Annotated in this window: 11 protein-coding genes; 1 reads left to right on the top strand and 10 read right to left on the bottom strand. The window is 73.9% G+C overall.

Annotated features, from left to right (window positions below):
* Positions 1-92 precede the first annotated feature (92 nt).
* The 10 genes from ACFVUH_RS08585 to ACFVUH_RS08540 form a co-directional block, all read right to left on the bottom strand.
* Positions 93-980 carry a hypothetical protein gene (locus ACFVUH_RS08585; protein ID WP_387912027.1) on the bottom strand — a complete coding sequence of 296 codons (888 nt, stop codon included), beginning with the start codon at positions 978-980 and terminating at the stop codon, positions 93-95.
* Between the two features lie 49 nt (positions 981-1029).
* A complete protein-coding gene (locus ACFVUH_RS08580; protein WP_387912025.1) occupies positions 1030-1659 on the bottom strand; it encodes a hypothetical protein in 630 nt (209 codons plus the stop codon).
* Complete coding sequence (locus tag ACFVUH_RS08575) at positions 1656-2633, bottom strand: hypothetical protein (RefSeq protein WP_387912023.1); 978 nt, start codon at positions 2631-2633, stop codon at positions 1656-1658. The genes ACFVUH_RS08580 and ACFVUH_RS08575 overlap by 4 nt, the downstream gene beginning before the upstream one ends.
* A gap of 337 nt (positions 2634-2970) precedes the next feature.
* Positions 2971-3399 carry a hypothetical protein gene (locus ACFVUH_RS08570; protein WP_387912022.1) on the bottom strand — a complete coding sequence of 143 codons (429 nt, stop codon included), beginning with the start codon at positions 3397-3399 and terminating at the stop codon, positions 2971-2973.
* A 519-nt stretch (positions 3400-3918) separates the two neighbouring features.
* Complete coding sequence (locus ACFVUH_RS08565; protein ID WP_387912021.1) at positions 3919-6345, bottom strand: DUF317 domain-containing protein; 2427 nt, start codon at positions 6343-6345, stop codon at positions 3919-3921.
* Positions 6346-6464: 119 nt separating this feature from the next.
* Positions 6465-7331 (bottom strand): DUF317 domain-containing protein, encoded by an 867-nt coding sequence (locus ACFVUH_RS08560; protein WP_387912020.1) that lies wholly within the window; start codon positions 7329-7331, stop codon positions 6465-6467.
* Positions 7328-8245: a DUF317 domain-containing protein gene (locus tag ACFVUH_RS08555; protein WP_387912018.1), complete on the bottom strand. Its 918-nt coding sequence runs from the start codon at positions 8243-8245 to the stop codon at positions 7328-7330. Before ACFVUH_RS08555 ends, ACFVUH_RS08560 begins: the two co-directional genes overlap by 4 nt.
* Positions 8181-8951, bottom strand: coding sequence for a DUF317 domain-containing protein (locus ACFVUH_RS08550; protein WP_387912017.1), 771 nt, complete (start codon positions 8949-8951; stop codon positions 8181-8183). The genes ACFVUH_RS08555 and ACFVUH_RS08550 overlap by 65 nt, the downstream gene beginning before the upstream one ends.
* Positions 8952-9033: 82 nt before the next feature.
* Positions 9034-9795: a DUF317 domain-containing protein gene (locus ACFVUH_RS08545; protein ID WP_387912015.1), complete on the bottom strand. Its 762-nt coding sequence runs from the start codon at positions 9793-9795 to the stop codon at positions 9034-9036.
* A gap of 154 nt (positions 9796-9949) precedes the next feature.
* Entirely contained in the window at positions 9950-10699 is a 750-nt protein-coding gene (locus tag ACFVUH_RS08540) for a DNA-methyltransferase (protein WP_387912014.1), read from the bottom strand.
* A gap of 492 nt (positions 10700-11191) precedes the next feature.
* On the opposite strand from ACFVUH_RS08540, the gene ACFVUH_RS08535 reads away from it, so the two are divergent.
* Positions 11192-12325: a C40 family peptidase gene (locus ACFVUH_RS08535; protein ID WP_387912012.1), complete on the top strand. Its 1134-nt coding sequence runs from the start codon at positions 11192-11194 to the stop codon at positions 12323-12325.
* The last annotated feature ends 6 nt before the right edge of the window (positions 12326-12331 follow it).

Genomic DNA, 12331 nt, shown 5'->3' with positions numbered 1-12331 from the left:
CGCCTGCCCCGGCCGGGGGCCGGGCGCAGGGAAGGGGCCGGTGGGCGGAGGGAGTGTCTCCCGCTCGCTGGCCTCCCGGCGTTGGTGTCCCGTCAGCTCTGGAGGGTGCGGGGCAGCAGGGTGATCAGGCTGCGCTCGCGTACGAGGTCGGCGTGGAATCCGGGCGCGTTCGGACCGAGGTGTTCCATCGCGGCGTCGATCGCGGCCAGTGCCTGGTCCCGGCGGCCGAGCATGCGCAGGGCGGTGGCGGACCGGAACAGTCTTACCGGGTCGTCGCCGGCCAGGGCCGGTGAGGCGGCCAGGCGCAGGATCTCCTCGGCCTGGTCGGGCAGGCCGTCGCCCAGCCACAGTCCGTGGAGCAGGGCGTGGACGACCTGGGGGTTGTCGCCGGCTTCCTCCAGGCAGTCCCGCATGGCGGTGAGGCCCTCGGGCCCGGACTGGCCCAGCAGGGCGAACGCGTGCAGTGCGCGGGTGTAGGGATCCCACCGCGAGCGCTGGCCGGCCGGTGCGTCGTCGGCGAGGTCGGTGATGGCCCGGCACCGGAAGTCGAAGCGGAGCCCGACGAGTTGGAGGTGTCGCAGGGCCTGGGCGTAGACGGGGTCGGTGCCCTGGGTGCGCAGGCGGTTCGTGCCGCTCGGGCCGCTGTCGGCGCTGTTGTTCCTGGTCCGCGCGTACCAGGCGAGGTTGCTGCATACGCGCGCCGAGGTCTGCCAGTCGGCGCGGGCCCGGCTGAGCCAGAACGCGGCGGCGTGCGTCCACGGCTCGCCCTGGTCGATGGTCTTCTCGACCATCGCCCGGGCGACTTCGAGGGCGGCCGGGCGCAGGGCCTCGCGGCACAGGGCGGTGGCGAGCGCGCTGTCGATGCCGGGGGCGTCGAGCAGCCCCCTGGTGACGAGCCGGGTCGCGGCGCTGCCCGGGACGGGGCTCGGTCCCAGGAGGGCGAGGCCCCTGGCGAGTGCGGTGGAGGGTGGTGCGGTCACGGAGTCCCTTCTGGGGTGGCGTCGGATCGGTGCGGGGCCGGCCGCAGGTTCAACGGCCCCGGACCTTGGGGACGGTGGGACCGGGGGCGGGCGGCCGGTGCAGGGACCCGGCTGTGGACGTGCGGGCCGCGCCGGCGCGCAGTGCCGCCGAGGGCTGGTCGGGTCCGGCGAGATAGAGGGGGCTGACCAGGACCGGTGGCCCGGGCTGCGGGGCCGTCCGGTCCGGGCCTTCGGTGTCGGCGCGCGCGGCGGTGGGTGCGGCGCTGCGCTGGTGCGGCGCGCGGGGCGGGGCGTCGGTGTAGAAGTCGAGGTACCGGTCGACGGCCTCGCGCAGGGGCGCCGGGTCGAGGTCGCCGAACTGGAGCATCCGGTCGAGGTCGCCGAGGGTGTGGACGAAGCCGGGGCGGGGGACGGTGCCGTGGGCGTCGAAGTCGAAGCGGTTCGAGCCCAGTTCGGCGCCGCTCTCCCGTAGGACCGCCCGGACCCGGATCCCGTTGAAGGTGTCGTCGCGGATACCGGCGTGGGCGAGTTCGGCGGTGACGAGCACGCCGCCTCGGCGGGCGACCATCTGTCGGCCGGCGGCGGTGCCGTCGGCCAGCGGGGCGAGGGCGGTGAGGACGGTGGCGTGGGTGGGCTTCAGGGTTTCCTCGTCTGGGGTGCCGGGCCGGGGTCGGTTCACCGGCGGCGGGGCGAAGGAGTCGGGGGCGGGGCGCTGTTGCCTGCCGCGGGAGCGGGCCGCCCGGCGGCCGGTGGGGGTGCCGGGGCACGCGCGGCGCCGGCGCGGTCCGCGCTGTGTTCGCTGCCGGGGTCGGTGAGGGCCTGGGCTTGGTCGACGAGCAGCTCGGTCAGCGCGGGGTCGATGCCCAGGTCGGTGAACCCTGCGGCGGCGAGGCGGTCTGCGGCGTCCTCGACCCGCAGCATCGCGTCCAGGGGGTGTGTGTCGGCGGGCAGTTCGTGGATGCCGAGGTCGGGGAGGCGGCGGAATCCTGCCTTCTCCAGCAGCCGCGCTGCCAGGGAGCCGTCGCGGGAGGCGCCGATGGCGACGACCGTCGGCTGGTCGGGGAGGGCGCCGAAGCTGATCGACAGCTCCCCGGACACCACCGAGGTGGTGGTGTGCAGGGGCCGGTCGCCGGCGGCGCGGCGGGGGCTGGGCTCGTGCGCGGTCCAGGAGCGTCCGAGGGCGGCGACCTGCGGACCGGTGTTCCGGAGCCTGCCCGCAAGGGCCTCGGTGTCGCGGACGGCTTCGAGGAGCCGGTCGGCCAGTTCGTCGCCGGGAACGTGCCGCCGGTCCTCGCACCAGGCGGCGGCGGCCCGGGTGAGGGCGGCGAGGGAGTCGAGGACCCCGTTCGCGCCGGCGAGCTGTTCGAGGAGGACAGCGGCTTCCTCGTATCCGGTGTCGGTGCCGAACCGCTCGGCCAGGGCCGTGAGCGCGGCCACCGGGTCGGGCACCGGCGCGGGCACGTACCCGGCTGTCGGGGGAGGGCTGCCGAGGCCGGGATCGAGGTCGACTCCGTAGCCCGCGGCGGCCAGCATGCTGGCGGCGTGGACGGCGGCCTCGTTCTGCGAGCGCTCGCCCAGGTACAAGGGGAGCTGGCCCTCGTAGCCGGGGGACATGGCCAGTCGGATCCGCCGGAATCCGGCGCGCTCCAGCATGCTGATCGCGAACTGGTCCAGGGGGCCTTCGACGACCGTGCCGGTCGACGGTGCCCGGCTGATCCGGTAGGAGGGCAGCGCTGGCTCGCGAGCGCTGAGGGTGCTGCCGGTGCCGGCGGCGGGCGGGCCGGTGTGGTTGAGCCCGGCGGTCGGTCGGGAGGTGGGGATGGGCTGCTCCTGGTGGAAGGGGATCTCTGCGAGGTGCGGACGGCGTGCCGACGCGACCCGGTGCCCCTGCCGGGCGCCGGGGTCGGTCGGACGGGTTGTGAAGGTGTCGCGGTGGGCGAACGGAGCTCGGCGGCCGGGTCGCTTCCGCGCGTTCAGGCACCTTGAAACCTCAGCGACTGCGTCCAGCGGGCTGCGACCGAGCCACGCAGGGGGTGCCGGCTTCGCCTCGTCGGGCGTTCGATGGAAGGGACCGGATCCGTGCCGCGTGGACCCGGTCCGGTCGGGCGACGGGCAGGTGCTTCAGCGTCGAGGTCAGTCGGACGAGGCTCTCGGGGGCGGGCGCGCTCATGTTCTTGGCCGCGGTCAGGGGACCTACTCGCTTCTGTTCCCACCCTTCGAGCCACTCCTGGGTTGCATCCCAGGAGTCGAACTCGCCCAGTTGCACGGACCGCTTCCACATCTCGCCGTCGGTCCTGGCTTCCCAGCCCCACTGCTCGAAAAGGAGGTAGAGGCTCTGGTCTGCCGGGTCCGCTGCGGTGTCCTTGAGGATGGCCCAGATGTCGTGCCGCTGGTGGGTGTCGTTGCCCGTGGTCGACAACGTCGTACCGCTCGCCGAACAGGAGCAGACGTTCGCGGAGTTCGGCTTCCTGCAGCGTGGCGGGGCCTCCGGGCTCGCCGATGTCGGAGCGGAAGGTGGCGGGGTCGGCCCCGCGGCTGATCAGCCAGGCGGCTGCGAGTTCGAAGGTGGGGCGGGCCTGCCCCCGGATGGTGAACGTGCGCTCGGTCGGGGTGAGGTGGATGTGGGCGCACAGCATCTGGGCGATTCCGGGATGGTCCCAGTCGGCGCCTTTGTCGGTGTAGATCAGGTAGTCGTCGAGGCCGTCCCGGCTGACACTCCGGGTGATGAAGTCGTACATCCCGTTGGTGGAGATCCAGTCGGCTCTGAGGAAGTCCTCCTGGGCGTTGGCGCTGGTCTCGTCGGCAGGCGTCCAGCCGTGGAAGTGGAAGTCGGGGATGGGCGCTCCAGGTTGTGGTGGGGGGCCGGGGCGGACGGAGGGGGTGGTTCTGCCGGTCGTCGGCGGTTGCTGCGGACCCGGTGGCGGTCGCTTCGGCGAGGTCAGCGCCCGCGAGGAGGACGGTCGGCGCCCGGCAGTGGTGTGGTCGCCCCGCCGGCGGCCCGGGGCGCGGTCACCGTGGAGGGGGCGCTGCGGATGCGGGCTGCGGCGATCCGCGCCTTTTCGGCGGCTAGTTCCTGCTCCTCGACAGGGGGGTCGGCCCAGCGGGCCGCCTGGCGGCCGGGGGTACCGGTGACGACGAGGTCGGCGATCGTCTCCCGAACCGAGGCAGGGTCCGTTTCGACCCGTTGCAGGCTGTCGGCGATGACCTGCCCGGCGGAGTGCCGCAGGTCGTGGTCGGTGTACCGGCGCGCCGTTTCGGCGGTAGGTGCTGCGGTGCGTTCGTGGTGGGCGAGGAGTTCCTCGTCCATCCAGTCACGGTCGCGCCGAAGGGGAGTGGGATCGGTGAGTGCGCGGGCGGCCAGGGCCCGCGCGGACGGGCCGGGTGCAGGCTGGGGGGCGAGTGGGCGGACGTTGAGGTACAGCAGGTGCTCGGAGGTGAGGTCACGGCCGAGGCGGGCGACCGGCGCAGGGTTGGCCATCGCGGCTGTGACGGCTTCCAGCAGCGGGACCGGGATGCCCTCCGACATCTCGATGGTCCAGCCCTCGACCTCGCCCGGACCGGGGCTGCCGCCGCTGATCTGCCAGTCGCGGCTCTCGCCGACGAACAGCCGCCCGGTGGGGGCGGTGCAGCGGTAGACGCTGGCCGTCTCGGCGTGCGGCGAGTCCCACATGAGGTGGTCGCTGGTCCCGTTGTCGTGCCAGCCTGCGGCGATGATCGGCACGAGACCGTCCTCGGCGTTCTCGGCGGGCTGGACCAGCTCGCCCGGGTCGGCGGTGAGCGCGGTGTTCAGGGCAGTCACGATCTCCGGCGGGGTGCGGCGGTCCGCGGTGACCCGCCATACCTCCTCGCCGCTCACCGGGTGGTTGAAGGAGGCGCTCCACGCCGTCCCCGTGCCGTCGGTGGTCGACTGGGCGCTCAGCCGCTGGCACGGGCTGGTGTACACCGTGGTGGCGCCCTGCTTCTCTGGGGTCCAGCCGCGGTCGGTCAGGGACTTGGCCGCGGTGGTGCGGTCGTGGCCGGGGCCGGCGAGGTAGACCGGGGCGACGAGGGCCAGCGGCGCGGGCCTGAAGTCCGGGGCGAAGAGCTCCGGGGTGCGCTTGGCGGCTCCGGCCAGCAGACGGTGGATCGCGTGGAGCGCCTGCTCGTGCTGGGCGGTCGGCAGGGATCCCCAGGTCCACGTGCTGCCGGTGCCGACCGGCCGGTCGTGCAGCGCTTCGGCGATCTTGCCGGGGTCCACCCCGTTGATCCGCGCCGCGGCGGCGTAGGCTGCGGCGTCCTCCAGGTCGCCGATGTTGAAGGGGAGTTCGCTCAGCGCTGTGCTGAGGGGTGGTGTCGGCTTTCGGCTCCCCCTCCGGGGGTCGAGGTTGGCGCCCAGGTCCAGGTCGAGGAGCGCCGGCGCACTCGCCGCCGCCGCGACGACCCTGTCTTCAACCAGCAGGTACGCCAGGGCCCTCTGCTCCGGGGGAAGTTGGCCCCAGGTCGTCGGGGTGCGGCTCCGGCTGCTGGGGATGACCCGGTCCGCGATGTACCGGTCGGGTATGTGGTCGAGGTGCTCGACCTCCTCCAGGGCCTCCTCGCACAGCTCGGCCGCTGCTTCGCGCAGGTCCGTCTCGGTGTGCGGGCTGGCGGCGGGGCCGGCCTCCGTCCGGTGACCGAGGTGGGCGAGCAGGTCCTCGTCCATCCAGTCCCGGTCGCGCCGCAGGGGGGTGGGGTCGGTGAGGGCCTGGGCGAGGGCGTCGACGACGACCGCGGGGGCGGCGGTGGTGAACATGGCCTGCCAGTAGGGCGGGTAGCCGCCGGTGTCGCGGGGGCCGACCTCCACGTACAGGTGGGGCCGGCTCATGAGGTCGAGCGGGTCGCCGGGCGGCTCGGTGCGGATCTGGACGCGGGCCAGACCGTCCGGGGCCTCCAGGTCGAGGCAACCGTCGCGGTAGGTGCTGCGCCATCCGGCGCCGGTCAGCGTGCGGATCAGGGTCCGGCGGTCGGTGGGGGCCTTGAGTGCGGGGTGCTGCTCGCCGGTCCAGTCGGTGGCCGGGCCGGTGCGGGCGAGTTCCTCGGCGACGGCGAGGACGATCTCGGGCGGGGTCTCCTGGGAGAAGCCCGCCTGCCACTCGGGCGGCCCGAGCGGCTCCTTCGCGGCGGCGATGCGCCACCAGGCGCCGGGGTCCAGTTGGCCCGCTCCGAGACGGAAGCGCTGGTCGCCGTTCCAGGCGAATGTCTGGCTCAGCTCGGTTGAGTCGGCGCGGCCCCAGGCCCACTGCGAGGTGAGGTGGTCGAAGACCAGGCTGCTGAAGTCGCGGCCGGCCAGGTAGGCGGGGGTGACGTCGATCACCGTGTCCGGGTCGGCGGGTACGGGGGCCTCCATGGCAGGTCGTTGGTGTGGGTCCGGTGGCTCTTCCCAGGTGCGGGGTGCTGGCGGTGGCCCCTTCTTGCCGCTCGGCGGTCCGGGCCTGGTGTGTGCTGTGCGGCCGGTGGGGGCGCGGTTCAGCGGCGCCCCGGTGCCGTCGTCGGGGTGGAGGTCGACCAGGCCAGCGTCGCGGCGGGCGCGCGTTCGGGCGGTGCGCTCTGGACGATGCGGGGGACGGAGCGGGTGCGTGCCGCCAGCGCCCGGTGGACGTCGAGGGGGCTCGGCGTCGGCGGGGTGATCGGGGTGATCGTGGCGTTGCGCCTGGCGTACGGGGTCAGGCAGCCGCGGTAGCGGACAGCGGGGGTAGGGGTGAGCATCGCGGTGGCGGCGGCGTCGAGGATCCGGGCCGGGGTGCCGCTGCTGAACCGGCCGTACCAGCCTTCCTGCGGGCCGCCGGCGCTGAGGGTGTACCGCCCGTCCTGCCCGGCCTGTTCCGCTTCGTTGCGGTCGAGGGGCTGGTGGCTGTAGCTGGCCTCGGCGTGGCCGTCGGGGGCGGCGGCCACCAGCTCTCCCCGGGACGTCGGCCGCACGGTCCAGCCCTGTGCGGTGTAGGGCGCCATCGACTCCAGGATGCCGGGGCGGCGGGCGGTGAGCCACGCGTCCTCGTCGGGCCGGTACATGGCGGCGAGTTCGGTGGTGACGGCCGTGACGATTTCGGTCGGGGTGTCCTCGGAGAAGCTGGCCACCCACGCGGGGGCGGCGAAGGGCCGGGGTGCGACGGCGAGCTGCCACAGGGTGTCCCAGTCCTGCTCCGGGATGAACCCGAGCCGGATCCTCCCGTCCGGGGTCGCGGCGAAGTAGTTGCCGAGGTCGTCGTGGTGGGTGTGCGCGCCGAGGCCGAGCAGCGGGTGGAAGGCGGCGTCGCCGGCCCAGTGGGCGCCGGCCAGGTACGCCGGGTGGACATGGACGTCCCCGTCGACCTCCGCTGCCGGGGTGGGGGTCATCGGCTTGTCCTCGCGCTCCGGACGGCAGCGGGGCCCGTCGCGGTGGCGGCGGCTGCGGCGGTGCCGCTGGGTGCGGTCGAGGGGTGGAGGGAGCGGCTGGCTGCCGCTGCCTGGCGGCGGTCGACGGTGGCGAGGTCCCGGTGGGCGAGGGGGACCTCGCTCAGGTGCCGGACTGCGGTGAGCGGTTCGGTGAGTTCGGCCAGGGCCTCGGTGATCAGCAGGGTCGGGGCGGCGGCGGTGAAGGTGGCCTGCCACTGCTGGTCGCCCGTGCCGCCCCACAGCTTCACGGGTGCCGGGGCGTCGGGCCCGGCGGGGGAGCGGTGGTGGGCGCCGCCGTCCCAGCGGACCAGGCCGGCCAGGCCGTCGGGCGACCGGAACTCCATCTGGTTCTCGGTGCTGACGTCCTGCCAGCCGGACTCGCGCAGGTCCCGGGCGAGGACCTCGCGGGTGGGTCGCGAGCCCCACTGCGCCTGGTCCCTGCGTGCCAGGGAGCCGTGGCCCAGGGCGTAGGAGAGGCTGGAGGCGACGGACAGGGGGATCTCGTGCGGGGTGAGGACGTCGAAGTCGGCGTGCCAGCTGAGGTTGGAGACGGGCGAGTCGTAGACGGCGATCGTCCAGCGCGGTCCGTTCAGCGCGGGCTCGTGGTCGAGCTGGATCCGGGCGCAGAGGTCTTCGTGGACGGCCACCGTGGTGTCCCCGCCGTCGGGCGAGAAACGCAGCCAGCCGTCGTGCTCGTCGAGGAACTGCGTGAAGGCGGAGGCACCGTCGCTTGGGCCGGCGAGGTGGACGGGGAGGACGACCTGCGGGTCGTCGGCTGTGTCGTGGGGGGTGCTGATGGTGCTCCCGGGGTCAGCGGACAGTCGGAGTCGGCACCGGGCGGGGCCGAGCGTGAGGATGCGTGTGCAGATGGGCACGGTGGGCCATCGGGATCTGGGAGGCCCGGCGCGGGTACGGAGCAGGGCGGGTGAGGGTGTGCAGCGCGGCGAGGAGGATGTTCGGCGGGGCGAACCGCGTGAACTGCGCGCTCCAGGAAGGGTCCTGGCGCCCGGCTGGTCCGGCCCACAGGGTGTAGGTCAGGTCGGCGTCGGTGGTGGCCGGTCTCTCGTGGTAGCCACGGATCTCCAGACCGGCGGTCCCGTCGGAGCTTGCGTGCCTGGCCGTCGAGATCGTGCAGCCGGTGCTGGTCCAGCCCGCCCGGTCCGCCTCGGCGCGGATCAGCTCGTCGGCGTCAGGGGTCTCGTCCCAGTCCCCCCAGAGCTTGAAACCGCGCTCCTCCTCTGTGGGTTGGGCGAGGGCATGGTCCAGGCGCCTGGCCACGGCGAGCGCGACCTCGGCCGGGGCCTGCGGGCACAGCACCGCCGTCCAGTCCACCGGCCCGTCGGGCCTGTGGTAGGAGGAGATGGTCCAGCGCCGGGCGGCGAACGGGGAGTTGTCGAGGACGATGCGCGCGGTCGCGTCCTCGTGCAGGGCCACCGTGCTGTCGGCGTCCGGCCGGCGCACGGTCCACTGGGGCCGGCCGTCGAGGAAGTCTGCCAGGGCATCCGGGCCGGGGCCGGCGAGGTAGCCGGGGAAGACGGTCATCGTCATGTCGTGGACGGGGGACGGCTCGCGGTCGGACACCGGGAGTGCTCCTGACGGGTGAGAAGGGGTGGGCCGGTGGCGGCCCAGCGGGTTGCTGGGCCGCCACCAGGGCGGGAGAGCGCTACAGGCGGGCGGAGGCCTGTTCGGCCTTGAGGATCGCCGCGACCTGCTCGGCGCGGGTGGTGCCGATGCCGATGCCCCGGGCGCGCACCGCGGCGGCGATGTGGCGGGCGCTCGGAGAAGCGCCTTCCTGCAGGCTCTCGCGGGCGATCCGCAGGACGGTCTCCAGGGGGGCACTTCTGGCCCGGCTCCGGCCGGCGGGCGCAGCCGCCGCCGGCTCGTCGGCCGGTGCGGGCCCGTCCGGGCCGTCGGCGGGGGTGGGCGCGGTGTCCTCGGCCGTCGTGGGGTGGCCGCAGGCGGCGCCGTCGACCAGCGGGCGGCAGGCGGCGGCGATCAGGTGGGCCGGGGTGGCGTCGTCGAACTGGGCGCGCCAGCGCCGGCCGTCCTCACCCAGGCCCCACAGGACCCAGCCACGCTCGGCGCGGTAGGAGTGGTCGAGGCCGAAGGTGCGCCGGCACCGGCAGAAGCTGCCGCTGCCGCCGGCGGGGCACCAGCTGAGGTCGGGCAGGCACTCGGCCGCGCTCTCCGCCGCCGGCCCGCGCAGGCCCCGCTGCTGGTCGCGGGGGTCGGGCTCGGCCAGGTCGCAGGCGAGCGCGCACAGGAACGACTGGAGAACCTCGTCGGGCGTCTCGGCGCCGAACCGCGCCCGCCACAGGGCGTCGCCCGTGGGGCCGGCGTACGCGGCGACGGTCGCGGCCGGCTCCCAGGTCGCGGCGAGGTCCTCCTCGATCCGCACCCGCTGGCACGGGCTGGCGAGGACCACGTCCCCGGAGGGGAGGACGTGCAGCGTCCACTCGGCCGTGCACGAACGCGGGGTGCCCGGCGGGGAATCGGTGTCGGTGCAGGGACCGGCGGGACAGGATGTGGACAGAGGATCTCCTTGGTGCGGTGAGTGGGGAAGACGGGACGGTGCCCGGCTACGCCGGGTCGGGCGCGACGGCGGCGCTCTGCCGAGCCTCGGCGAGACGCCGCTCGGCAATGTCCGCGTAGTGGTCGGTCAGCTCGATCCCGAGGAAGGAACGGCCTTCCAGCAGGGCGGCGACCCCGGTGGACCCGGACCCGGCGGTGAAGTCCAGGACCCGGCCGCCCGGCGGGCAGATCTTCACCAGGTCGCGCATCATGGCGACCGGCTTCTGCGTGATGTGCTCCCGCTTGGAGCCGGACGGCTGGCTGCCTTCGAGCAGGCCGCGCAGGTAGACCGGGTTGCGCTCCCCGTCCATCGCGCCCTTGGAGCCCCAGACCACGAACTCGCAGTTCTGGGTGATCCGCCCCTTCTGCGGGCGCGCGGCGGGCTTGTACCAGGGCACGATGCCGCGCCATAGCCAGCCGCCGGCCTGCAACGCATCGGTGGTCGTCGGCAGCTGCCTCCAGTCGGTGAAGACGCACGCGGTGCCGCCGTCGACGGTCAGCCGGTGGGCCTCGGCGAGCAGCTGGCTGAGCCAGAAGCCGTACGACCTCTGGTCCTTGTTCTCGCCGGGGAAGTCCGGCAACTGCTTCTTGCTGCCGGTGGTCGTGTACTTGTCGCGGGCGGAGCGGCCGGTGCGCTCCTGGGTGGTCCGCCCGCCGCTGTTGTAGGGCGGGTCGCAGATGACGCAGTCGACCGTGCCGCTCTCCAGCTCGGTCAGGCGGGTCAGGGCGTCGCCCCGGTAGAGGGTGTAGTCGGTCAAGTGGGCATGTCCTCGCAAGGGGTGGGGTGCCGCCGGCTGGCGGAGGGCTCGGCCGCCCGGTCGCTGCGGCCGGCCGCGAGGCCCGGTGGACAGGGCGCGGGGGAAGAGACCCGCCGCGCTGATCGCCGCTGGGCCTGATTGGACAGTATTCGCCGTGCTATCCCCCCGACAAGGAACCCAGGAATGTTCGCGAATATCCGTGGAATTCTTTTCAGGGGGATAGTCGGCGACCTAGTGTCCTCAACAGCGCCGGAAGTCACCGGCCCCTGACCTGCACCGACGGAAGCGAGAACTTCCCTCGGAGCCCAGGAGGCCGCCGGCCCGGCTGATTTTCCGCCGCACGCCCGGCGACGCACGGACGCCCTTGGACGAGTCTCCTGCGCCACCGCACACACGATCGGAGTCCCACATGACGGGAATTCCCCTGCCCGCATTTTCCGCTGCCCGCGACCCGGGCCCGTGCCGAGGAGGTCCGCTCCACCGGCGGCGCCTGTGAAGAACGCCGTCGCCGGTCTCGGCGCCGCAGTGCTGCTCTCCCCGTTCCTGGTGGTCCTGCCGCTCGTGGTCGTCTCCGCCAACACCGCGTCGGCGGGCTGCACGCCCTCGACCGGCAGTCCACAGGCTGTGGACAGCGCCGCCGTTGAGGCCGCGGTGAAGCTGATCCTCGGCGGCGCCTCCGGCCCGACGGCCCCGGTGGAGGGCCTCGACCTGCCCTCCACCCAGATCCCGATGGCGAAGGTGATCGTCGCCACCGGCATCGCCCTGCAGGTGCCCGCCCGCGGCCAGGTCATCGCGCTCGCCACGGCGATGCAGGAGTCGCGGCTGCGCAACCTCTCCTACGGCGACCGGGACAGCATCGGCCTCTTCCAGCAACGCCCGTCCCAGGGCTGGGGCACACCAGCACAGCTGCAGGACCCGGTGTACGCGAGCACCGCCTTCTACAAGGCGCTGCTCAAGGTGGCCGGCTGGCAGGAACTGCCGCTCACAATCGCCGCGCAGAAGGTGCAGATCAGCGGCTTCCCGGACGCGTACGCGCAGTGGGAGCCGCTCGGCAACGCCCTCCAACAGGCGATCGGAAAGGTGCTCGGCGCGCCAGCCACCGGCACCACCCCGCCCGCAACGGCCCCACCTTCGACGGCTGCGCCAGGATCGTGCCCGCCGGGCGGGGACACCGACTGGGGCATCATCCCGCCGGGCGTCCTTCCGCCCGGCTACCAGGCGCCCACCGACGTCCCACCGGCAGTGCAGTCCGCGATCCGCTGGGCCCTCGGGCAGCTCAACACGCCTTATCAGTGGGGCGGTTCATGCACCGACAGCCACGGTCCGGACCCGATGGGCCGATGCGACTGCAGCAGTCTGATGCAGCAGGCGTACAAGACCGGCGGGGTCACGCTCACCCGCACGACCTACACCCAGGTAAACGAGGGCACTGCCGTTCCCGTCGGTGAAGTGCGCCCGGGCGACCTGCTGTTCACCCGGCCCGGCCCCCAGGGGCCCGAGCACGTGGGCATGTACATCGGCTCCGGTTTGGTCGTGCACGCACCAAAGACCGGCGACGTGGTTCGCGTCGCTCAGTTCAGCGGCTGGAAGCCGGACGTGATCGCGGTCCGCCGCGTCGCCGTCTGACCGTCC

Source organism: Kitasatospora sp. NPDC058032, assembly GCF_042885845.1.
Lineage (GTDB): Bacteria > Actinomycetota > Actinomycetes > Streptomycetales > Streptomycetaceae > Kitasatospora.
The sequence above is the reverse complement of the archived record's forward strand: the minus strand, read 5'-3'. Positions and strand labels throughout refer to the sequence as shown.